Origin of the sequence: Massilia orientalis (genome assembly GCF_030411975.2) — a bacterium.
GTDB classification, from domain to species: domain Bacteria; phylum Pseudomonadota; class Gammaproteobacteria; order Burkholderiales; family Burkholderiaceae_D; genus Telluria; species Telluria orientalis.
Genome location: NZ_JASNRB020000002.1, coordinates 184,830 through 206,566, shown reverse-complemented (window position 1 = coordinate 206,566; position 21,737 = coordinate 184,830). Strand labels below are relative to the sequence as shown.

The 21,737-nt window shown below is 67.3% G+C and carries 18 protein-coding genes; 15 read left to right on the top strand and 3 right to left on the bottom strand.

Annotated features, from left to right (window positions below; translation table 11 throughout):
- Nucleotides 1-9 precede the first annotated feature (9 nt).
- Nucleotides 10-171 carry a hypothetical protein gene (locus tag QPK29_RS02980; protein ID WP_371769712.1) on the top strand — a complete coding sequence of 54 codons (162 nt, stop codon included), beginning with the start codon at nucleotides 10-12 and terminating at the stop codon, nucleotides 169-171.
- Here the strand turns inward: QPK29_RS02980 and QPK29_RS02975 are convergent.
- Nucleotides 154-420 carry a hypothetical protein gene (locus tag QPK29_RS02975; protein ID WP_371769713.1) on the bottom strand — a complete coding sequence of 89 codons (267 nt, stop codon included), beginning with the start codon at nucleotides 418-420 and terminating at the stop codon, nucleotides 154-156. The genes QPK29_RS02980 and QPK29_RS02975 overlap by 18 nt on opposite strands.
- A gap of 163 nt (nucleotides 421-583) precedes the next feature.
- On the opposite strand from QPK29_RS02975, the gene QPK29_RS02970 reads away from it, so the two are divergent.
- The 10 genes from QPK29_RS02970 to QPK29_RS02925 all read left to right on the top strand — a co-directional run bounded on the left by QPK29_RS02970 (nucleotide 584) and on the right by QPK29_RS02925 (nucleotide 11,759).
- Entirely contained in the window at nucleotides 584-1,378 is a 795-nt protein-coding gene (locus QPK29_RS02970) for a hypothetical protein (protein ID WP_371769714.1), read from the top strand.
- A 13-nt stretch (nucleotides 1,379-1,391) separates the two neighbouring features.
- Nucleotides 1,392-3,608 carry a penicillin acylase family protein gene (locus tag QPK29_RS02965; protein WP_371769715.1) on the top strand — a complete coding sequence of 739 codons (2,217 nt, stop codon included), beginning with the start codon at nucleotides 1,392-1,394 and terminating at the stop codon, nucleotides 3,606-3,608.
- A gap of 87 nt (nucleotides 3,609-3,695) precedes the next feature.
- On the top strand, nucleotides 3,696-4,247 hold the full coding sequence (locus QPK29_RS02960) for a thymidine kinase (RefSeq protein WP_371769716.1): 552 nt from the start codon (nucleotides 3,696-3,698) through the stop codon (nucleotides 4,245-4,247).
- A 12-nt stretch (nucleotides 4,248-4,259) separates the two neighbouring features.
- Complete coding sequence (locus QPK29_RS02955) at nucleotides 4,260-4,820, top strand: hypothetical protein (protein WP_056131613.1); 561 nt, start codon at nucleotides 4,260-4,262, stop codon at nucleotides 4,818-4,820.
- A 165-nt stretch (nucleotides 4,821-4,985) separates the two neighbouring features.
- Entirely contained in the window at nucleotides 4,986-7,250 is a 2,265-nt protein-coding gene (locus tag QPK29_RS02950) for a carboxy terminal-processing peptidase (RefSeq protein ID WP_371769717.1), read from the top strand.
- Nucleotides 7,251-7,440: 190 nt separating this feature from the next.
- On the top strand, nucleotides 7,441-8,301 hold the full coding sequence (locus QPK29_RS02945; protein ID WP_371769718.1) for a PEP-CTERM sorting domain-containing protein: 861 nt from the start codon (nucleotides 7,441-7,443) through the stop codon (nucleotides 8,299-8,301).
- A gap of 141 nt (nucleotides 8,302-8,442) precedes the next feature.
- Nucleotides 8,443-9,633, top strand: coding sequence for an acyl-CoA dehydrogenase family protein (locus tag QPK29_RS02940; protein ID WP_371769719.1), 1,191 nt, complete (start codon nucleotides 8,443-8,445; stop codon nucleotides 9,631-9,633).
- 8 nt (nucleotides 9,634-9,641) lie between these two features.
- Nucleotides 9,642-10,832, top strand: coding sequence for an acyl-CoA dehydrogenase family protein (locus QPK29_RS02935; protein WP_371769720.1), 1,191 nt, complete (start codon nucleotides 9,642-9,644; stop codon nucleotides 10,830-10,832).
- Complete coding sequence (locus QPK29_RS02930) at nucleotides 10,829-11,299, top strand: MaoC family dehydratase (protein ID WP_056131630.1); 471 nt, start codon at nucleotides 10,829-10,831, stop codon at nucleotides 11,297-11,299. Before QPK29_RS02935 ends, QPK29_RS02930 begins: the two co-directional genes overlap by 4 nt.
- Entirely contained in the window at nucleotides 11,292-11,759 is a 468-nt protein-coding gene (locus QPK29_RS02925) for a MaoC family dehydratase (protein ID WP_371769721.1), read from the top strand. Before QPK29_RS02930 ends, QPK29_RS02925 begins: the two co-directional genes overlap by 8 nt.
- Nucleotides 11,760-11,762: 3 nt before the next feature.
- Here QPK29_RS02925 and QPK29_RS02920 read toward each other — a convergent pair whose 3' ends face one another.
- Together QPK29_RS02920 and QPK29_RS02915 are read right to left on the bottom strand one after the other, a co-directional pair.
- Nucleotides 11,763-12,695, bottom strand: a complete 933-nt coding sequence (locus tag QPK29_RS02920; protein WP_056131635.1) for a diguanylate cyclase domain-containing protein — start codon at nucleotides 12,693-12,695, stop codon at nucleotides 11,763-11,765.
- Nucleotides 12,692-17,167: a PAS domain-containing protein gene (locus QPK29_RS02915; protein WP_371769722.1), complete on the bottom strand. Its 4,476-nt coding sequence runs from the start codon at nucleotides 17,165-17,167 to the stop codon at nucleotides 12,692-12,694. Before QPK29_RS02915 ends, QPK29_RS02920 begins: the two co-directional genes overlap by 4 nt.
- Before the next feature lie 330 nt (nucleotides 17,168-17,497).
- On the opposite strand from QPK29_RS02915, the gene QPK29_RS02910 reads away from it, so the two are divergent.
- The 4 genes from QPK29_RS02910 to QPK29_RS02895 are packed head-to-tail and all read left to right on the top strand — an operon-like array spanning nucleotide 17,498 to nucleotide 21,522.
- On the top strand, nucleotides 17,498-19,204 hold the full coding sequence (locus tag QPK29_RS02910; protein ID WP_160409818.1) for a GspE/PulE family protein: 1,707 nt from the start codon (nucleotides 17,498-17,500) through the stop codon (nucleotides 19,202-19,204).
- 9 nt (nucleotides 19,205-19,213) lie between these two features.
- Entirely contained in the window at nucleotides 19,214-20,461 is a 1,248-nt protein-coding gene (locus QPK29_RS02905; RefSeq protein WP_371769723.1) for a type II secretion system F family protein, read from the top strand.
- Between the two features lie 10 nt (nucleotides 20,462-20,471).
- Nucleotides 20,472-20,957: a hypothetical protein gene (locus tag QPK29_RS02900; RefSeq protein ID WP_371769724.1), complete on the top strand. Its 486-nt coding sequence runs from the start codon at nucleotides 20,472-20,474 to the stop codon at nucleotides 20,955-20,957.
- Between the two features lie 46 nt (nucleotides 20,958-21,003).
- A complete protein-coding gene (locus QPK29_RS02895) occupies nucleotides 21,004-21,522 on the top strand; it encodes a type II secretion system protein (protein WP_056131647.1) in 519 nt (172 codons plus the stop codon).
- Nucleotides 21,523-21,737: the final 215 nt, after the last annotated feature.

The window sequence follows — 21,737 nt, the reverse complement described above, 5'->3', positions numbered from 1 at the left end:
CCTCTGCGCATGTGGCAGCTGGTCGTCACTCCTTTTTCCGCCTGCGATCGTTCCGCACAATGCGAGGCGTTCCGCAATCATCGTCTTGCCCTGAATCTGCCCGACCAGGGCGCGGTCAATATCAACCGATCGTTATTGAGCATGGTGCAAACCTCAACCGTTGGTTTGTAATCCGTCTCGACGGTGAGGATGCGCCGCCCCGAACGGCCGCACGACGGCCGCCGCCGCCGCGACCAGCACATGCGGAGGACGGGGTCTCAGGCGCCTTCCCCCAGGGCGCGTCAGTACGCGCAGCGCGACGTCGAACGCCACGCCGTCCTCTTGCAGGAGGCGGGCGGCGCGGGCGGTGCCATGGTGCCGGCTGGCGTCCAGCACGGCCTCGATGAACATGGCGGAGATGCGGTCATGGCGTCGATTCATCGTTCGCTCCCTGAAGGCTGAGTCCACATCATTGTGCGCCGATCCGGCCGATGTTGCCATTCAACATGCATGACGCGTGCCGGCTGGCGGCGCATGGTGTAGCATGCGGGGCGATACGCCCGCGGCCGCCATTGCCGCGGCAGGAAACATGCAAGGACACATTTTGAATATCACGATCAACGAGGAACTCCGCTCTTTCATCGACCCCCTCACGCCCGTCGAATACGCCGCGCTCGAACGCAGCCTGCTGGCCGACGGCTGCCGCGACGCGCTCGTGTTGTGGCGCGACGTCCTGATCGACGGGCATAACCGCTACGACATTTGTACAAAGCACGGCATTGAGTTTCGTACGGTCAACAACGACAAGTTCGACTCGCTCGAAGACGTCATGCTGTGGGTGATCGACAATAACCTCGCGCGCCGCAGCGTGTCCGACTTTCAGCGCGGCATGCTCGCGCTGCGCAAGAAGGAAATCGTCGCCGCGCGCGCCGCCCAGCGCGCCGCCGAAGCGCCGCCGGACCAGCCGGCGCCGGAACCTGCCGACGATCCGGTCGACCCGCCGTGGAGCACGCGCGAAGACGTGGCCAAGGCCGCGCGCGTGTCGGCCAACACGCTCAGCCAGATCGAGCGCATCCGCAAGACGGCGGCGCCGGAACTGGTCGACGCCGTGCGCAGCGGGACGATTTCCGTCAGCGCCGCCGCCAGCGTCGCGTCGCTGCCGCCGGAAGCGCAGGTCGCGGCCGTCGCCGGCGGACGCAAGGAGCTGCAGCAGGCCGCGCGCCAGGTGCGCGAACAGAAGACGGGCGCCAAGCCGAAGAAGGAGACCGTGCCGGATTCGCCGGAAGACCAGGTGAAGGCCTTGCGGGCCCAGGTCGGCGAATTGAAGGACCGCGTCGCCACCTTGATGACGGAAAACGAAGTGCTGCGCCAGAAGCTCGCCGCGCTCGGCGGCGCCTGAACGAGGCGCCCTCATGACGCTGTCCCGCGCGACCCCGGTCGCCATCGCCTGCGCCGCGCTGTTCGCGCTCGTCCAGCCCGTGGCCGCGCATGCCGCCGCAAAGCCGCATGCCGCCTCGACGTCCTCCGAGCGCGCACGCCTGCAGGCCCGGGCACGGCGCGTGACGATCCTGCGCGACAAATGGGGCATCCCGCACGTCTTCGGCAAGACCGATGCGGACGCCGTGTTCGGCACGCTGTACGCGCAGGCCGAGGACGATTTCAACCGCGTCGAGCTCAATTACATCAACGCGTTGGGGCGGCTGGCCGAGGTCGAGGGCGAGAAGGAGATCTGGCGCGATTTGCGCATGAAGCTGTACATCGACCCGGCCGGGCTGAAGGCAAAGTATGCGGAGAGCCCGGCCTGGCTCAAGAAGCTGATGGATGCGTACGCGGATGGCCTGAACTGGTATCTCGCCACGCATCCGCAGGTCAAGCCCAGGCTGATCACGCGTTTCGAGCCGTGGATGGCGCTCGCGTTCAGCGAGGGCAGCATCGGCGGCGACATCGAGACCATCGACCTGAAGGCCTTGCAGGCGTTCTACGGGACGGCACCGGCGCCCGCCGTGGCGCTCGCCGACAAGGGCTTCGATCCGGAGCCGCGCGGCTCCAACGGCTTCGCCATCGCGCCGCGCCGGGCGGCCGGCGGCCACGCGCTGCTGATGATCAATCCGCACACGTCGTTCTACTTCCGGCCCGAGATCCACATGGTGAGTGGGGAGGGCCTGAACGCGTACGGTGCCGTCACATGGGGCCAGTTCTTCATCTACCAGGGCTTCAACGACCGCATCGGCTGGATGCACACGTCGGGCGGCGGCGACGTCATCGACGAGTACCTGGAAACGGTGGCGCGGCGCGACGGCGGGTTCGTGTACAAGTACGGCGCCGGCGAACGCACGGTGCGCGCGAAGACGATTGCGCTGCCTTATCGGACCGCGCACGGCATGGCCACGCGCACCGTCACGGCGTACTTCACGCACCACGGTCCCGTGATCCGCGCGCAGGACGGCAAGTGGGTCGCGGTGCGCATGATGGACGACCCGATGCACGCGCTCATGCAGTCGTACGGCCGCACGAAGGCGCGCGACTACGCGGCGTTCCGCAAGGTGATGGACCTGCGCACGAATTCGTCGAACAACACGGTGTACGCGGATGCCGACGGCAATATCGCCTACTTCCACGGCAATTTCATCCCGCGCCGCGACCCGCGCTTCGACTGGACGAAGCCCGTCGACGGCAGCGACCCGGCCACCGAGTGGAAGGGCCTGCACGACGTCGGCGAGACGATCACGGTGTTCAATCCGGCGAGTGGCTATATCTCCAACACGAACAACTGGCCGTGCACGGGGTTCGGCGCGAGCAGCCCGGATTGCGCGTCCTATCCGGCCTATATGTGGTCGCTGCCGCAGAATCCGCGCGGCGTCCACGCGGAGCGCGTGCTGCACGATGCGCGCGACGTCACGCTCGACGGCCTCATCGCGAAGGCCTACGACAGCTACCTGACGGCGTTCGAACCGCTCGTCCCGGCCGTGGTGAAGGATTGGGAGGCGCTGCCGGACGGCGATCCGCTGAAGGCTCGCCTGGCCGACCAGGTGGCGCTGCTGCGCGGCTGGGACCTGCGCTTCTCGACGGCTTCCGTGCCGACGTCGCTTGCCGTGTACTGGGGCCAGGACATGGTCGCGCAGGCATCGAGCCGCGCGAAGGCGCAGCGCGTGCCGGTGGTCGACTTCGTGCAAACGCAGCTGACCTCGCGCGAACGGCTGGATGCGCTGGCGCGCGCGAGCGACAAACTGCAGGCGGACTTCGGCAGCTGGAAGACGCCGTGGGGCGAGATCAACCGCTTCCAGCGCCTGTCCGGCGCCGTGGGCCAGCAGTACGACGACGACAAGCCGAGCCTGCCCGTCGGCTTCACGTCCGCCAACTGGGGCTCGCTCGCATCGTTCGGCATGACGGCGAAGCAGACGACGAAGCGCATCTATGGCGACCGCGGCAACAGTTTCGTCGCCGCCGTCGAGTTCGGCCCGCGCGTGCGCGCGAAGAGCATCCTGGCCGGCGGCGAGAGCGGGGATCCGGCCTCGCCCCATTTCGCGGACCAGGCCGCGATGTACAGCCGCGGCGAATTCAAGGACGTGCTGTATTACAAGGAAGATATCGAAAAACAGCTCGAGCGCAAATACCATCCGGGCGAGTGACGGCGGCCCGCCGCGCCATGTCCGATTGCCGGCGGGATTGCTATAATCCCCGGATCGTACAACGGCATTCCAGGGCAGGACAGGGCAGTGGCAAAACTCTATTTCAGGTATTCGGCAATGAACGCGGGCAAGTCGACGTCGTTGCTGCAGGTGGCGCACAACTATGAAGAGCAGGGCCAGAAGGTCCAGCTGTACACGGCCGCCATCGACGACCGCTACGGCGTCGGCCAGATCACCTCGCGCCTGGGGCCGCAGCGCCAGACCGACGTGTTCGACACGACCACGAATTTCCTGGACAAGGCGCCGGCCGTGTCCTGCGTGCTCGTCGACGAAGCCCAGTTCCTGACGAAGGAGCAGGTCGTGCAGCTGCACCAGCTGGCGCAGGTGCGCGGCGTGCCCGTCATCTGCTACGGCCTGCGCAGCGATTTCCGCGGCGACCCGTTCCCCGGTTCCGCGCACCTGCTGGCGCTGGCAGACGATATCGAGGAAATCAAGAACATCTGTACGTGCGGCAAGAAGGCGACGATGAACATCCGGGTCGATCCGGAAGGACGCCGCATCCGCGAAGGCGAGCAGGTCAGCATCGGCGGCAACGAGAGCTACCGCCAGGCCTGCGCCCGCTGTTTCTATCTGGGCTGACGCGCCGCGGCCATGTCCTGGCTTGCGGGCTGCGCCTCCCATTTGCCCGCCTGGGCCTGCGGCCTGGGCGAGATGCTGCTGTATCTCGTGCCGTCGCTCGCGCTCGCGTTCCTGATCTGGATGGTGACGCGGGCGCACCCCGTCTTCTTCCTGTTCAGCGCCGTCGGCACGTTCTGCCACGAGCTCGCGCATTTCTCGGTCGGGCTGCTGCTGGGCGCCGAACCCGTCGGTTTTACCATCATCCCGCGCCGCAACGGGCGCGTGTGGGAGCTCGGCTCCGTCTCGTTCGCCAACCTGCGCTGGTACAACGCCGCGCCCGCGGCGCTGGCGCCGTTCCTCGTGCTGTTCGTGCCGGTGACCGTGGCCTGGTGGCGCACCCGCGCCCCGTGGCACTTCGGCCCGGCCGACCTGGCCTTGACCCTGCTGCTGGCACCGCAGTTCCTGTCGTTCTGGCCATCGCCCGTCGACTGGAAATTGAGCGCGCGCAGCTGGCCTTATCTGTTGATCATCGCGGCGGGCGGCCTGGCTTACTGTTGGTTTCAAACCAGTTTGTTTCGATTTGTAAAAGCGTAGGCCCGAGGGCGCCATGAAGACTTAAGCTCGGCTGAAGACGCGTACAAGCCGGCTCTGCGCCGCCGCGCTATCCTGTAGAATGGGTTGCATCCGCCGCTGCGTCGGCGCGACTGCCGGCCCTCCCGCCAAGCAGTCGCATGAATATTCCCGTCCGGAGAACCAAGAATGAAGAAGCAGTTGTTGACGGTCGCGCTGGCGTTTGCCATGTCGGCCCACGTGGTCACGGCGCAGCCCGAGAAGGTTGCCGCGGCCAAGACCGACACGGCCCCCATCGTCCAGATCAAGCCGGCCCCCGCCCAGACCCAGGCCGCGCTGTGGGCCTCGCGCGTGCTCGCGCGCTACCACTACAAGGCGACGCCGCTGGACGACGCGATGTCCGCGAAGATCTTCGACGCTTACTTCAAGGCGCTCGACAGCGAGAAACTCTACTTCACCCAGGCCGACATCGACAGCTTCGCGCCCGTGCGCACCAAGCTGGACGATGCGATCAACAACGAAGACCTGACGGTCCCTTTCCAGATCTACAACGTGTACCAGCAGCGCTTCTTCGACCGCATGACGTATGCGCGTGAGCTGTTGAAGGGCAAGTTCGATTTCACCACGGACGAATCGCTGCAGATCGACCGCGAGAAGGCGCCGTGGGCGAAGAACGAGGACGAGGCGAAGGACCTGTGGCGCAAGCGCGTCAAGAACGACTGGCTGCGCCTGAAGCTCGCCGGCAAGGACGAGAAGGCGATCCGCGAGACGCTGGACAAGCGTTACGAGGGCTACCAGAACCGCCTCAGGAAGCTGAACAACGAAGACGTGTTCCAGATGTTCATGAACGCGTACGCGATGGCCATCGAGCCGCACACCAACTACCTGGGCCCGCGCTCGGCCGAGAACTTCGACATCGCCATGCGCCTGTCGCTGGACGGCATCGGCGCCGTGCTGCAGTCGCGCGAAGACTACACCGTGATCCGCGAGATCGTCCCGGGCGGCCCGGCCGACAAATCCGGCAAGCTGAAGGTGGGCGACCGCATCGTCGGCGTCGCGCAGGGCAACGGCCCAGTCACGGACGTCATGGGCTGGCGCATCGACGACGTCGTGCAGCTCGTGCGCGGCGAGCGCAACTCGACGGTCCGCCTGGACGTGCTGCCGGCCGACGCCGGCCAGGACGGCAAGCACACGACCATTTCCCTCGTGCGCCAGAAGATCAGCATGGAAGAGCAGTCGGCCAAGAAGAAGGTCATCGAGGTCACGGACAACGGCGTGAAGCGCCGCATCGGCGTGATCCAGCTGCCGACCTTCTACCAGGACTTCGAGGCGCGCCGCAAGGGCGACAAGGACTTCAAGAGCGCGACGCGCGACGTGAAGCGCATCCTCGGCGAACTGAAGAAAGAGAAGGTCGACAACGTCCTGATCGACCTGCGCAACAACGGCGGCGGTTCGCTGATCGAGGCCGTCGAGCTGACGGGCCTGTTCATCGACAAGGGCCCGGTCGTGCAGCAGCGCAGCGCCGAAGGCCGCGTCGAAGTCGAGAGCGACACGGACGCCGGCCTCGCGTGGGACGGCCCGATGGGCGTGCTGATCAATCGTGGTTCGGCATCGGCGTCGGAAATCTTCGCCGCCGCGATCCAGGATTACGGCCGCGGCGTCATCATCGGCGAGCCGAGCTTCGGCAAGGGCACGGTGCAGACGCTGATCAACCTCGACCGCTTCTCGCAGAACGACAAGATGAAGTACGGCGAGCTCAAGATGACGATCGCCCAGTTCTTCCGCATCAACGGCGGCACCACGCAGCTGCGCGGCGTCACCCCGGACATCAGGTTCCCGGTCACGTCGGACGACGACAACTTCGGCGAATCGTCTTACGACAACGCGCTGCCGTGGGTACAGATCAAGCCGGCGACGTACATGCCGTCGGGCGACCTGAAGGAGCTGTTCAACCCGCTGCAGAAGAAGCACGATTCCCGCGTCGCGAAGGACCGCGACTTCCTGGACATCGAGCAGGACATCGCCGAGGCGCTGAAGGTCCGCAAGGACAATCTCATCTCGCTGAACGAGACCGTGCGCCGCAAGGAGCGCGAGAACCAGGAAGCGAAGGCCCGCCTGCGCGAATCGCGCCTCGCCGGCAAGGATAATCCGGATGAGCCGGTGTCCGGCCCGGGCAGCAAGGAGCAGCGCGGCAAGGTGCCGACGCCGACCAGCCCGAAGAAGACGAATGTCGTGCTGAAGGGCGCGGCGAGCGCGGACGACGGCCTGCAGGGCGACGAGCGCAGCCTGACGGCGGAACTGGCCGCAGAGAAGGCCGCCAAGAACGCCAAGGACGTGTATCTGCAGGAAGCTGCCCACATCCTGGCCGACGAGGCCGGCATGTTGAAGGCCGACACCCGCATGGCGTCGCGCGCGATGCCGTACATGTCGATGTTGAAACAACCCGGCAATTGATCGGTTGCCAAATGTGAAATAACCACAAGTTAAGCATTCATCCTTACCGGATGGCTGAAGGCGAGGCTCCCCTGGGAGTCTCGCCTTTTTTTTATGCCGCTCAATTGAAAATTGTATTTTTTATAGGTGTGCTACATTCACTCAGCAGTTAATTTAACAATAACTTTATGAACTGAGCAAGGAGTGCAATATGACAACTCGTTACCTCATCGCGGCGGCTCTGCTGGTCGGGACCGCATGCGGAGCCCAGGCAGAAGTGGTCTCAGGGAACCAATCGGGCTTCCTGTCCGGATGGACCGGCGGGAACGGCGCGGACGTGGTCAGTTCGGGCGTGCTGGCGAACGGCACGAGCCTGGTCGGCGGCGCCGCCTACGGCAGCGGCAACCTGGCCGAAACCCTGTACCAGAAGGCCAGCGCCAACGTCGGCCAGAGCGGTGCGCCGGTCAAACTGACGTATTCGCAGGGCATCGAAGGCACCTATCTGCTGAGCACGAGCAACGCCAGGCTGGCGGCGATGCTGGGTAACGGCATGGCGGTGGTGTCCACCAGCGACGGCAAGGTCGTCACGGTCGGCCAATCGGGGAGCGTGACGGTGGGCAACGGTGGCGGCTTCGGCGGCGGCTTCGGCAATGGCGCGACCGGGGGCGGCGCGTCCGGCGGCGGCAGCGCGTCGAATGGCGGCGGCGCGTCCGGCGGGGGCACGGCGGTGGCCGGCGGTGGTTCCACCAAGGGCGGCGGCTCGACGAATGCGGGCAACGGCGTCGACGGCGCCCCGTCCGGCAATTACAACAACGGGAACGGTGCGACGGTGATCACGCCGGCGGCCGGCGGCCAGGAGGGCGGCGCCATCGTCCAACTGCCGATCCCGGCGCAGAACGGCCATGCCGGCGGCAACACCGGCAACGGCGGCGGCATCGGCGGCATCAGTGACGATGTCGGCGTGGGCCTGCCGGCCGCGCCCGCGGCGGCCGTGCCGGAACCGTCGTCGATCGCCCTGATGATGGCGGGCATGCTGGGCGCGATGGGCATCGTCCGTCGCCGCAAGCGCTGATCGACACGGCACGCGGCAGCACGAACGCCCCCGCCCGCGCGGGGGCGTTTGCATTTGTACGCCGCGTTTCTCGCCGGATGATTTCGGGTACAATCTTTTGAACGGTCGTGCTTTTTTGGCCGGCATAACAAAGGAGACAACATGGACCTGACCTATACCGGTGACGACCTGGCCTTCCGCGACCAGGTGCGTGCCTTCCTCGAGGCCGAGCTGCCGGCCGACCTGCGCCACAAGGTGGCCAACCACCTGCGCCTGCACAAGGACGACTACGTGCGCTGGCACCGCATCCTCGCGCGCCAGGGCTGGGCCGCGCCCGGCTGGCCGCGCGAGTATGGCGGCCCGGGATGGACGCCCGTGCAGCGCCACATCTTCGAGGAAGAATGCGCCCGCGCCGGTACGCCGCCCGTGCTGCCGTTCGGCGTGAACATGGTCGCGCCCGTCATCATGGCCTTCGGCAGCGAGGAACAGAAAGCGTACTACCTGCCGCGCATCCTGGCGTGCGAGGACTGGTGGTGCCAGGGCTATTCCGAGCCGGGCGCCGGGTCCGACCTCGCGTCGCTGAAGACGACGGCGGTGCGCGACGGGGATCACTACATCGTCGACGGCCAGAAGACGTGGACGACGCTGGCCCAGCACGCCGACATGATCTTCTGCCTCGTGCGCACCGACCCGGCCGTGCGCAAGCAGGAGGGCATCTCGTTCCTGCTGATCGACATGCATGCGCCGGGCGTCACCGTGCGCCCCATCATCATGCTCGACGAGGACCACGAGGTGAACGAAGTCTTCTTCGACAACGTGCGCGTGCCCGTGGCGAACCTCGTCGGCCAGGAAAACCGCGGCTGGACGTATGCGAAATATCTGCTGGGTCACGAGCGCACGGGGATCGCGGCCGTGGGCCGGTCCAAGCGCGAGCTGGCCCGGCTCAAGGCGCTCGCCCGGCGCGAGCAGAAGAACGGCGCGCCGCTGCTGCGCGATCCGCTGTTCGCGGCAAAAGTGGCGGACCTCGAGATCGAGCTGATGGCCCTCGAGATGACGGTGCTGCGCGTGCTGGCGCAAGCCGACAAGGCGCCGGGACCGGAAGCGTCCGTGCTGAAGGTGCGCGGCACCGAGATCCAGCAGCGGCTGTCGGAACTGATGGTCGAGGCGGCCGGCCCGCTGGCGCTGCCGTTCGACCCGGCCTACCTGGAAGGCGAGCAGGCGCACAGCGCCATCGACGACGACTTCGCCGCGCCGCTGCTGCCGCACTACTTCAATTTCCGCAAGACGTCGATCTACGGCGGCTCGAACGAGATCCAACGCAACATCATCTCCCAGATGATCCTGGGCCTGTGAGGAAAGACATGGACTTCAACTTCAAGGAAGAGCAGCTGCAGCTGGCGGATGCGCTCAAGCGCTGGATCGCGCGCGACTACACGTTCGAGGCGCGCCGCGCCATCGTCGGGTCGCCGGCCGGCGTGTCGGAGGCCGCCTGGGCCACGCTCGCCGAGCTCGGCCTGACGGCGCTGCCGCTGCCGGAAGCGCAGGGCGGCTTCGATGGCGATGCCGTCGACATGTTCGTCGTGATGCAGGAACTCGGCCGCGGCCTCGTTGTCGAACCGTATTTCGCAACGATGTTCGGCGCCGAGTTCCTCCGCCGCGGGCGTGCGCATGAAGCGCTGCTCGAACGCGTGGCGGCGGGCGACCTGAAACTGGCTTGTGCGCTGGGCGAGCGCCAGTCGCGCCACGACCTGCGCGATATCGCCATGCGCGCCACCCCGGACGGTGCCGGCTGGCGCCTGAACGGCGAAAAGAAGGTCGTGCTGCATGGCGCGCAGGCCGGCTTGCTGATCGTGTCGGCCAGGACGGCCGGCGCGCAGCGCGACGAGGACGGCATCACGCTGTTCGCGGTGCCGGCGGACGCGGCGGGCGTGGTCATGCGCGACGTGCGCATGCTGGACGGCCAGCGTGCGGCCGACGTACTGCTGCGCGACGTGACGGTCGGTGCCGATGCCGTGATCGGCACCGTGGACGAAGGCTGGACTATCCTGGAAGCGGCGGCCGACCATGGCGCCGGCCTGCTGTGCGCGGAAGCGTTGGGTGCGATGGATGCGCTGTTCGGCGCGACGCTCGACCACCTCAAGACGCGCCAGCAGTTCGGCGTGCCGATCGGTAAGTTCCAGGCCTTGCAGCACCGCATGGCCGACATGTACGTGCATCTGGAGCAGGCCCGTTCGATGGCGCTGCTGGCCGCCGTGCGCCTGGCCGCCGAGCAGCAGGCCGCCGGGCACCAGGCCGAAGATGCCTGCACGGGCATTGTCGCCGAGCGCCGCCGCGCGGTCGCGGCCGCCAAGTACCGCGTGGGCCAGGCCGCCCGCTTCGTGGGCCAGCAGGCGATCCAGTTGCACGGCGGGATGGGCGTAACGGACGAGTTGCCGGCGTCGCATTATTTCAAGCGCCTGTCGACGATCGAGCTGACGCTGGGCGATTGCGACCATCACCTGGCCCGCTTCATCGCGCAGCCGGGCTTTTACGATGACGAGGAGGCGGCATGAAAGAGTACTGGTATTTCGAGGATTTCGAACCCGGCCAGGACATCGACCTGGGCACGCGCACCGTCACGGAAGACGAGATCGTCGCGTTCGCGCGGGAGTTCGATCCGCAGCCGTTCCACCTCGATCGCGGCGCGGCCGAGGCGTCGATCTTCGGCGGCGTGATCGCCAGCGGCTGGCACACGTGCAGCATGATGATGCGGATGGTCGTCGACGGGCTGATGAACCGGTCGGCCAGCATGGGCTCGCCCGGCCTGGACGGCGTGCGCTGGCTCGCGCCCGTGCGCGCGGGCGACACGTTGAACGTGCACTACCGGACCACGCGGGTGAAGGCGTCCACGTCGAAGCCCGACCGCGGCATCGTCTGGTCGACGTGGGTCGCGCTCAACCAGCATGGCGAGACCGTGTGCACGGTCGAGGGCATGGGCATGTTCGGGCGCCGGCCCGGCGGGGAGGCACGCCATGGCTAGCGCCCTGCACGAAGTGACGGGGCTGGACGCGCTGCGGGGCCTCGTCGGCACGGAGCTGGGCCGGTCGCGCTGGTTCGAGATCGGCCAGGACCGCATCGCGACGTTCGCCGACGCCACCGACGACCACCAGTGGATCCACATCGATCCCGAACGCGCGGCGCGCGAATCGCCGTTCGGCGGGACCGTGGCGCACGGCTTCCTCACCCTGTCGTTGCTGCCGTCGATGCTGGCCGACGTCCTCGTCATGGTCGATGCGAAGCTCGTCGTCAACTATGGCTTGAACAAGGTGCGGTTTCCCGCGCCGGTGCCGGCCGGCAGCCGTGTGCGCGCGGCGATCGTGCTGGCGGCATTGGAGGATGAAGATGGATCGAGCCAGCTCACACTCGACGTCACGGTCGAGCGCGAGGGCGGCACGAAGCCCGTGTGCGTGGCCGAATTCCTCGTGCGGCGCTACGCGTGACAGCTAGGCGGCGCAGTCGGCGCCGCCCAGCTTGTAGCGGTTGCGGCCCTCGGCCTTGGCCTGGTACAGCAGGGCGTCGGCCACCTGGATCAGGTCGGCCGGGATGCTGTGTTCGCCCGGCACCATGCAGGCGATGCCCATGCTGGCAGTGAGGCGGGAGGCCGTGGGCGATGCGGCGTGCGGGATCGCCATCTGCTCCAGCTCCGTCATCAGGCGGTGCGCCACGCCGGTGGCGCCACGGCCGTCCAGCTGCGGCAGCAGGATCGCGAATTCCTCGCCGCCGTAGCGCGCCACGAGATCCTGCGTGCGCGCGGCGGCGCGCCGCATCGCGGTCGCGAACTGCACGAGCGTCGCGTCGCCGGCCTGGTGGCCGTAGTGGTCGTTGTACAGTTTGAAGTGGTCGATGTCGACGAGGATCAGCGCCACCGGCAGGCCCGCGCGGCCGCAGCGGCGCCATTCGGCGTCGAGGCGCTCGTCGAAGGCGCGGCGGTTCGCGACGCCGGTCAGGGCGTCCGTGAGGATCAGCGCGCGCAGGGCGTCGCGCTGGCGCTTGACGGTCAGCTGCGTGCGCACGCGGGCCCGCACGACGGCGGCGTTCACCGGCTTGCTGATGAAGTCGGCCGCGCCGGCGCCCAGGGCGCGCGTCTCGTCCTCGGGCGACTTCAGCGCCGTCACGAAGATCACGGGGATGTCGCTCGTCTCGGGTGCCGCCAGCAACTCCTTGCAGACGGCATACCCGTCCATGCCGGGCATGACGGCGTCGAGCAGGATCAGGTCGGGCTGCTGGGTACGGGCGATCTCGAGCGCGCGTGGACCGTCCATCGCGAACAACACCTCGTGCTCGTCCTGCAGGGCGCCGTGCAGGATCTGGATATTTTCCATCGCATCGTCGACCACCAGGACGCGGCCGTTGACGGCCATGTCGGTCCAGCTCATGCATCCTCCTTCGTATCCAGTAGCGTCCGCACCAGTTGCGCCGCCTCTTCGAAGCGCAGGGTCGCCACGGCCTCCGCCAGCGGGGCCACCTGGCATGGTTCGAGGCGGGCGAGGGCGGGGCGCAGCGTCTCGAACTGCGCGATCGCTTTCATGTTGTTATTGTGGAGCAAATCAAGGAGCTGCGCCAACTCGCGCTGCAGGATAGCGCTATCTTCCGGCGCCGCGGCCGGCGCGGGCTTGGCCTCCGGTGCGGGGAGGTCGCGTGCCGCCTCCAGCACGATGGACAGCGCGGCGTCGAGACGGGCGAGGCGCAGCGCGAGCGCCGCCTCGTCCTCGCTGCGCAGCGCCTGTTCCAGCTCCAGCGCCTGGCTCGCCACGTCCGTCGCGCCCAGGTTGGCGGCCACGCCGCGCAGGCGGTGCGCGGCCTGGCCCGCCCCGGCGCGGTCGCCGGCGTCGAGCAGGGCGCGGATGTCGGCCACGGCGCCGCCCTGCGAGCTCTCGAAGCGCCTGAACAACGCGGCGAAGCTGGCGAAATTGCCGCCGAAGCGGGGCAGCGTCGCCTTGAGGTCGATGCCGGGCAGGTAAGCGGGCACGGCCAGCCCGGCGGCGAGCGCCGTCTGCGCCGCTTCGGACGGGGACGCTGCCGGCCGGCCCGTGACGCGGACCAGCATGTTCACCAGTTCGTCCACGTCGATCGGCTTGGCGAGGTAATCGTTCATGCCCGCGGCCAGCGCGCGGCGGCGGTCCTCGTCCAGCGCGTTGGCCGTCATTGCGATGATCGGCAGCCGGTCGAGCCCCATGGCGCGGATCGCGTGGGTCGCCTCGAAGCCGTCCATCACGGGCATCTGCAAGTCCATCAACACCGCGTCGTAGTGCGCGCTGCAGTCGGCCGAATGTTCGGCGAGCATGCTGACGGCGCTGCGGCCGTTGGCGGCGAAATCGACGCTGGCGCCCGCGTGCACGAGCACGTAGTTCGCCACTTCCTGGTTGAGGAGGTTGTCCTCGACGACGAGCACGCGCATGCCCGCCAGGCGCCCGCCCAGCGGCGTCGGGCGTCCGCTCGCCGGCGCGGGCGCGCCGCTGTGCAGTTCCGCCAGCGCGTCGGCCACCGCGCCCGGCGTGAACGGTTTCGCGAGCACGGCGTCGATGCGCAGGTCGGCCGCCACGGCGTCGAGGCGTTCCCGTTCCGGGTCGGCCGCGAGCAGCGCGCAGCGGGGCAGGGAAATCGCCTGGTCGGCGCGCGCGAAGGCGATCACGGACGCGCCGTCCAGGTCGCCCAGCACGCTGTCGATGAACGCGACGTCGAACGGCCCGGCGGCGCGCAGCAGCGCGAGGGTGTCCGCGCCGCTGGCGGCCGTCTCGACGTGCCAGCCGCGGCCCGCGAGCAGGGCGGCCAGCGCGGCGCGGCTGCTCGCGTTGTCGTCGGCGACGAGGACGCGCAGCGGCGCCGTTTCAGGCGGTGCGGGCGCGGCGTCGCCGGCGATGCCGAACGGCGCCGTGAAGCGGAACGTGGCGCCCCGCTCGGGCACGCTGTCCACGCGCAGGTCGCCGCCCATCAGGCGCACGAGGCGGCGGCTGATGGCGAGGCCCAGGCCCGTGCCGCCGTACTTGCGGCTCGTGGACGTGTCGGCCTGCGAGAAGGCCTCGAACATGCGCTGCTGCTGTTCGGGCGGGATGCCGATGCCGGTGTCGCGCACGGTGAACGCCAGCGCGTCCGGACCGGCCGGTTCGATGGTGAGCACGACTTCTCCACGTTCCGTGAACTTGATCGCATTGCTGACGAGGTTGAGCAGCACCTGGCCGAGGCGCATCGGGTCGCCCACGAGGCGCGCCGGCACGTCCGGGTGGACCGCGAACACGGGTTCGATGCCCTTGTTCCACGCGCTCGTGGCGGACATCGCGGCGATGCTGGCGAGGACGTCGTCGAGCGCGAACGGCGTCTGTTCGAGCACGAGCTGGCCCGCTTCCACCTTCGAATAATCGAGGACGTCGTTCAGCATCGACAGCAGCGATCGCGCGGCCATCTGCATGCGCGCGACGTAGCCCCGTTCGCGCCGGCCCAGGTCGGCCTCCTCGAGCAGACGTGCGAGGCCGATGATGGCATTCATCGGCGTGCGGATCTCGTGGCTCATGTTGGCGAGGAACTCGCCCTTGGCGCTGCTGGCCGCTTCGGCCGCGTGCAACGCTTCCTCCAGGCGCGACTGGGTGCGTTTCAGTTCCGTGATGTCCGCGTGCAGCATGTAGAAGCCTTGCACGCGCCCGTCGGCGTCGAAGTCGGGGATGTAGCTGCCCCACGCCTGGATCACCTTGCCGGAGCCCTTGCGGTGCAGCCTGCGCTCGAAGAACTGGCGCTCGCCGCGCAGCACGGCCTCCAGGTGCGGCATCACTTCGCGGACCTGGTCTTCGTCGATGAGTTCGACCAGCGTGTGCCCGATCACGTCGGCGGCGTCGCGCTCCAGCCAGTCGAGATAAGGCTTGTTGGCGAAGCGGCAGCGCATGTCGGCGTCCCAGTAGCCGACGAGCGCGGGCAGGTGGTCCGTCACGGTGCGGATCATGCGCTCGCTCTCTTCCAGCCGGCGGCTGGCGGCGCGCAGCGCGGCGGCCGTTTCCACGCGCGCGGTGATGTCGCGGATGGTGCCCTGCACGATGCCGCGGCCGCCGATGTCGACGCTGTTCAGCAACACGTCGGCGTGGAACAGCGAGCCGTCGCGGCGGCGGTAGATCCACTCGAAGCGGTTGCCGCCCGTGTCGAGCGTGCGCCGCATCGCCTCGTGCCACAGCTCGTCCGAGCGGCGGCCGTTCGGCTGGAAGTCGGGCGAGCTGCTGGCCGGCGCCATCGCGAGGAATTCGTCCGCGCCCGCGCAGCCGAACAGGTCGATCGCCGCCTGGTTGGCGCTGATGAAGCCGGCCCCGTAGGCGATCAGCACGTGGGCGTCGCCCGAGCCTTCGAACAGCGCGCGGAACATCACCTCGTTGTCGCGGTTGCGCTGTTCCTGGCGCTTGCGTTCCGTGATGTCGAGGACGACGGCGTTGATGCCGACCAGGTCCCGATCCCGCCCGTACACCGGGTAGTAGCTGCAGATCCAGTGGCGCATGATGCCCGGCTCCGCGGGCGATTCCCCGCTGTCCTCGACGTCGATCAGCGGTCGCCCCGTCGTCAGCACGTGGCGGTAGGGCCGTTCGATGTGGATGCCCCGTTCGCCCAGCAGGTCGGGCAGGGTGTGGCCGATGTGGGCGCTGGCGGGGAGCGCGTTCACGGCCGCGAGGTAGTCGTTGATCATCACGACCTTCAGGCTGCGGTCGAGGAACGCGAGGCCTACCGGCGCCGTCGCGTACACGGTCGCCAGCATGGCGGAGGAACGCTGCAGTTCGTCGGTGCGCTCGGCCACGAGCGACTCCAGGCCGGCGCGGTATTGTTGCAGTTCGCCTTCGACCTTGCCGAGCGCGCGCGCGACGGTCGCCGCCTCGCGGATCGCCAGCGGCGGGATCACGAGCGCCTCGCCGCGGCCGAGGGCCGCTGCCGGCTCGGTCAGGGCGCGCACCGAGCGCGCGATCGAATCGCCGATGCGCCAGGCCAGGCCCAGGCTGACGGCCAGCATGACGGCGATCCACGCGAGCGTCGTGGCGGGATCGGGCCCGAGGATCTCGCGCGCGGCGTGGCGCGGAAAGCCGATCGCCACGGCCCAGTCGTGGCCCAGCGTGCGCGCATAGGCGGAGTACATGGCCTGCGGACCGTGCGCCGTCAGCTCGACGATGCCGACCGGGCTGCGGGCCACCGCCTTGATCAGCTCCGGATGCATCCTGTCGCCGATCCCGTGCGGCGTGTGGCCGCGGTAGGCGACCAGCCTGCGGTTGTTGTCGAACACGATCGCGCTCCAGCGCGCCGGCAGGTTCTGGTTCGCGAGCAGTTCCTGGAGGCGGCGCGGGCGCAGTTCGACCGTCACCGCATACGCGACCTTGCCCTCGCGCCAGACCGGCACGCTGATCGAGATCACCCAGGGCTGCGTGGCGTCGCCCCGGTGCAGGCCGGACGTGACGGCGTCGCCGCTGGCGAAGACGGCGCGGATGTCGGCCTCGTTGCCGCGCGGCGGGAGCGTGCTGCCGAGAGCGTGGCGCGTGTCGAGGAGGACTTTGCCGTCCGGCGCGCTGACCGCGACCGCATAGGCGGGGAATTCGGGGCGCAGCAGCCGGCGCGCCGCCGTGTAGAACGCGGCCAGGTCGCCCCTGGCGAGATTCGCCTGGTTGGCCAGGGTGCGCGCCGCCGTTTCGCCGTTGGCCAGGTCGCGGTCGACGGCCGCGGCCAGCGCGCGCGCGATCATCTCCGCATCCTCGGCGACGTGGACCCGTTCGCGCTGGTCGGCGTCCCTGGCGAACACGATGTAGCCGATCAGGATCGGCAAGGCGCACGCCAGCACGAGCGTCACGAGCTTGGCGCGTATGGAAGGGAGAGAACGACGTTGTAACAGCTGCACAGCAAGCTCCGCGGATAATGCGCAGCCCAGGCGCCTTGCGAGCATGGTAGCCCAGCAGCCACCTCATGTAAATTCGGGGTCGGAGCACATTCTGGGCAGGTGCCGCACACGCAAGTGTCTGTTTTATCGAAGATTTAACGCCGCGCGTCGGGGAAAAAGTGGACCTTGACCCCGAATCCTGGCAACATTTGTTTCTTGTGTGGCATGCAGGAGTGACACGGAGTCGCGCGGACGATACGTTTTGCCTTACGTAAAGTCATTCTCCATGTTAATTTTTCGTTCCTCTGGAATACAATGAAGGACTAGTCCTACATTGATCGAAGAGGTGGTATGGCCCGGCCCGAAAAAGTCCGACTTGGCGAAATCCTGGTGCAACAAAAGCTGTTGTCGGAAGACCAGCTGAACCAGGCGCTTGCCGACCAGAAGCGCACGGGCCGCAAGCTCGGCCGCGTGTTCGTCGAGAGCGGTTTCGTCACGGAGGAGCAGATCTCGGGCGCCCTGGCGCGCCAGCTGGGCATCCCTTACCTCAACCTCAAGTTCTACAACATCAACCAGGACGTCGTGCGCCTGCTGCCGGAAACGCAGGCGCGCCGCTTCCGTGCGCTCGTGCTGGAAGACCGCGGCGAGACGATGCTCGTCGGCGTCTCCGACCCGACCGACCTGTTTGCCTACGACGAGATCGCGCGCCTGCTCAAGAAGGGCGTCGAGCTGGCCGTCGTCAACGAGACGGAAGTGCTGCAGGCCATCGACCGCATCTACCGCCGCACGGGCGAGATCACGGGCCTGGCGCGCGAGCTCGAACAGGACCTGGGCGACACGACCTCCGTCGACTTCAACGCGCTGTCCGCCAACTCCGGCCTCGAAGAAGCGCCGGTGGTGAAACTGCTGCAGTCGGTATTCGACGACGCGGCCCAGGTGCGCGCGTCCGACATCCACATCGAGCCGCAGGACGGCCGCCTGCAGATCCGCTTCCGCATCGACGGCGTGCTGCACCTGCAGACGGAAGCCGACATCAAGATCGCGACGCCGCTGGCGCTGCGCCTGAAGCTGATGGCGGACCTGGACATCTCGGAAAAACGCCTGCCGCAGGACGGCCGCTTCGCCGTCAAGGTGCGCGGCCAGCGCATCGACGTCCGTATCTCGACGATGCCCACGCAGTACGGCGAATCCGTCGTCATGCGTCTGCTGAGCCAGGTGGGCATGAACTTGCGCCTGGATGCGATCGGCATGCCGGCCGCGCTGGTGGAACGCTTCCGCGCCATCGTCCAGCGGCCGAACGGCCTCGTGCTCGTGACGGGGCCGACGGGTTCCGGCAAGACGACCACGCTGTACAGCGCCCTGGCCGAGCTGAACTCCGTCGAGAAAAAGCTCATCACGGTCGAGGACCCGATCGAATACCGGCTGTCGGGCATCAACCAGGTGCAGGTCAACGACAAGATCGAGCTGAATTTCGCGCGCGTGCTGCGTTCCGCGCTGCGCCAGGACCCGGACATCGTGCTCGTCGGCGAGATGCGCGACCAGGAGACGGCGCAGATCGGCCTGCGAGCCGCCATGACGGGCCACCTCGTGCTGTCGACCTTGCACACGAACGATGCCGCCTCCACGCCGCTGCGCCTGATGGACATGGGCGTGCCGCGCTACATGGTGAGCGGCTCGCTGCAGGCCGTGCTGGCGCAGCGTCTGGTGCGCGTGATCTGCGAAAGCTGCTCCGAGCCGTACCAGCTGCCGGCGCCGGAACGCGCCTGGCTGCGCGCCGAACTGGGCGACCGCGCCGAAACGGTGCCGTTCTTCCATGGGCGCGGCTGCTCGCACTGCAACGGCACGGGCTACCGCGGCCGCACGGGCGTGTACGAACTGCTGGAGATGACGCGCGCCGTCAACGAAGCGGCCAACCACCCGGACCCGTCGCACTTCCTGAAGGTGGCGCATGCCGAGATGCGCGGCGAGACGCTGCGCCGCAGCGGCGTGCGCCTCGCGATCCAGGGCCGCACGACGGTGGCGGAAGCCATGCGGATCAGCAACCAGATGGAAGACTGATAGACATTCATGCCGTTCTTTGCCTACAAGGGCCGCAACGCGCGCGGCGAATTGATGCAGGGGGTGCTGGAAGGCGCCGACAGCAGCGCCATCGCCGACCAGTTGTTCGGCACGGGCGTCACGCCGCTCGACATCACCCCGACCACCCGCAAGGCGACGACGCCGGGCAACGCCGCCGGCGCGAACGACAGCCTGTGGGAACGCCTGACGCGCAAGAAGGTCACGTCGATCGACGTGCAGCTGTTCAGCCGCCAGATCTACACGCTGCTGAAATCGGGCGTGCCGATCATGCGCGGCCTCGCCGGGTTGCAGGAATCGGCGACCAATAAAAGCTTCGCGCGCGTGATCCAGGACCTGCGCGAATCGCTGGACGCGGGCCGCGAACTGTCGACCGCGATGCGCCGTCATACGGAATGCTTCACGCCGTTCTACCTGTCGATGGTGCGCGTGGGCGAGATGACGGGCCGCCTGGAAGAAGTCTTCCTGCGCCTGTTCGACCACCTGGAATTCGACCGCGACATGCGCGACCGCGTGAAGACGGCGATGCGCTATCCCACGTTCGTCATCGTCGCGATGATCGCGGCGATGGTCGTCGTGAACGTGTTCGTGATTCCGCAGTTCGAAAAGGTCTTCCAGAGCTTCCACGCCGAGCTGCCGCTGATGACGCGCATCCTGATCACGACGTCGCGCTTCACCGTCGAGTACTGGCCCGTGATGCTCGGCGCCGCCCTGGCGGCCTTCTTCGGTGTGCGGGCGTGGACGCGGACCGTGTCCGGACGCCTGGCGTGGGACCGCTGGAAGCTGCGCTTCCCCATCGCCGGCAAGATCATCCACAAGGCCACGATGGCCCGCTTCGCGCGCAGCTTCGCGCTGTCGATCCGCAGCGGCGTGCCGATCGTGCAAGCCCTCTCGGTCGTCGCGCAGACGGCCGACAATGCCTACCTGACCATGCGCCTGGACCAGATGCGCGACGGCGTCGAGCGGGGCGAAAGCATCCTGCGCACGGCGACCAACGCCCAGGTGTTCACGCCGATCGTGCTGCAGATGATCGCCGTGGGCGAGGAATCCGGCTCGCTCGACGACCTGATGGACGAGATCGCGCAGATGTACGAGCGCGAGGTCGATTACGAGCTCAAGACGCTGTCCAGCCAGATCGAGCCGATCCTGATCACCTTCCTCGGTGCGATGGTGCTCGTGCTGGCGCTCGGCATCTTCCTGCCGATCTGGGACCTGGGCAAGGCAGCCCTGCATCATTGACGAGGCATCCATGATTCGTGTGAAGACAGCCCGCGGGTTCACCCTGTACGAATTCGCGATCGTCGCCGCCATCACGGCGGCGCTGTCGACCGTGCTGCTGCACCGCCTGGACGGCTACCGCCGCGCGGCCGAGGACGCGGCGGCGCGCCAGACCGTGGCCGCGCTGCGCACCGCGCTGCAGGTCGAGGCGGCCCGCCATCCCGATGCGCTCGCGGCGCTCGCCGGGCAGAATCCGATGCGCCTGCTGGCACGGCCGCCGGCCGATTATCTTGGCGAATTCGCACTATCCGAGCAGGGTAGCGTGGCACGAAACGGGTGGGTGTTTGACCCACGCGACAAAACCCTTGTCTATCTCACCTCAGAACGAGAAAGATTTGCTTCGGGCAAATCGAAATTGCCCACGTTCAAGGTAGAATTAACCCGAACTCCTGCTGACGCAGGGAAACAAATGATGAGTCTTGCATTGAATGAAATCGATACGCAAGGCGGTCGTTAATCAAAACCCACGCGGCCGGGAATGCCGTACCTAAATCGGAGAGAGCATGAAAGTAAGTATCAAGAACAATGCGCAGGGCGGCTTTACCTTGATCGAATTGATCGTCGTGATCGTTATTCTGGGCATTCTGGCTGCCACGGCACTGCCGAAGTTTGCCAACCTGGGCAGCGATGCCCGCGTGGCCAGCCTGAATGCTGCGAAAGGTGCGCTCAGCGCGACGGCGGCAATGGCCCATGGCAAGTTCATGGTCGATCCGAACGTGACCACGACCAAGCAACTCACGGTCGAAGGCGTGACGATGAACATCAACACCACGACCGGCTATCCGGTGGCGGACAGCAATCTCGCGGAGGCCGCCGGCATGAAGGATGGCGTCGACTATAAGGTCATCGCGACGGCCGCTACGACGGGTACCAATGCTTCGGGTGCGTCGATCAAGCTCGTACCGCAGAGTCTTGCGGGCACGACCAATGAGGCGAACTGCTATGTCCAGTACACCGAGGCGACGACGGCGGGCGGCGCACCGTCGATCAAAGTGAACGGCACGGCGGCAAACTGCAACTAAGCGTTTTTACGCTGGATCAATCGGGACCGCAACGCGCGGTCCCGATTGTCGTTTACAGGCCGAATGCTGCGTATTGACCACACCCCATTAGTAGTTCCACACGGAAAACCAAATATATTCTCCCAGAGTAAAAATTTGGTATCGGAATTTCCTACCGCTTGAATATAATCAAGCCTCTATCGCACTTATCTCGACCAAGTCACGGATAACCATCG

What these genes read in the sequence shown, in the direction of transcription:
- QPK29_RS02980 (WP_371769712.1), top strand. Translation starts at nt 10, where the DNA reads ATGTGGCAGCTGGTCGTCACTCCTTTTTCCGCCTGCGATCGTTCCGCA.
- QPK29_RS02975 (WP_371769713.1), bottom strand. Translation starts at nt 420, where the DNA reads ATGAATCGACGCCATGACCGCATCTCCGCCATGTTCATCGAGGCCGTG.
- QPK29_RS02965 (WP_371769715.1), top strand. Translation starts at nt 1,392, where the DNA reads ATGACGCTGTCCCGCGCGACCCCGGTCGCCATCGCCTGCGCCGCGCTG.
- QPK29_RS02955 (WP_056131613.1), top strand. Translation starts at nt 4,260, where the DNA reads ATGTCCTGGCTTGCGGGCTGCGCCTCCCATTTGCCCGCCTGGGCCTGC.
- QPK29_RS02950 (WP_371769717.1), top strand. Translation starts at nt 4,986, where the DNA reads ATGAAGAAGCAGTTGTTGACGGTCGCGCTGGCGTTTGCCATGTCGGCC.
- QPK29_RS02945 (WP_371769718.1), top strand. Translation starts at nt 7,441, where the DNA reads ATGACAACTCGTTACCTCATCGCGGCGGCTCTGCTGGTCGGGACCGCA.
- QPK29_RS02940 (WP_371769719.1), top strand. Translation starts at nt 8,443, where the DNA reads ATGGACCTGACCTATACCGGTGACGACCTGGCCTTCCGCGACCAGGTG.
- QPK29_RS02935 (WP_371769720.1), top strand. Translation starts at nt 9,642, where the DNA reads ATGGACTTCAACTTCAAGGAAGAGCAGCTGCAGCTGGCGGATGCGCTC.
- QPK29_RS02930 (WP_056131630.1), top strand. Translation starts at nt 10,829, where the DNA reads ATGAAAGAGTACTGGTATTTCGAGGATTTCGAACCCGGCCAGGACATC.
- QPK29_RS02925 (WP_371769721.1), top strand. Translation starts at nt 11,292, where the DNA reads ATGGCTAGCGCCCTGCACGAAGTGACGGGGCTGGACGCGCTGCGGGGC.
- QPK29_RS02920 (WP_056131635.1), bottom strand. Translation starts at nt 12,695, where the DNA reads ATGAGCTGGACCGACATGGCCGTCAACGGCCGCGTCCTGGTGGTCGAC.
- QPK29_RS02910 (WP_160409818.1), top strand. Translation starts at nt 17,498, where the DNA reads ATGGCCCGGCCCGAAAAAGTCCGACTTGGCGAAATCCTGGTGCAACAA.
- QPK29_RS02905 (WP_371769723.1), top strand. Translation starts at nt 19,214, where the DNA reads ATGCCGTTCTTTGCCTACAAGGGCCGCAACGCGCGCGGCGAATTGATG.
- QPK29_RS02900 (WP_371769724.1), top strand. Translation starts at nt 20,472, where the DNA reads ATGATTCGTGTGAAGACAGCCCGCGGGTTCACCCTGTACGAATTCGCG.
- QPK29_RS02895 (WP_056131647.1), top strand. Translation starts at nt 21,004, where the DNA reads ATGAAAGTAAGTATCAAGAACAATGCGCAGGGCGGCTTTACCTTGATC.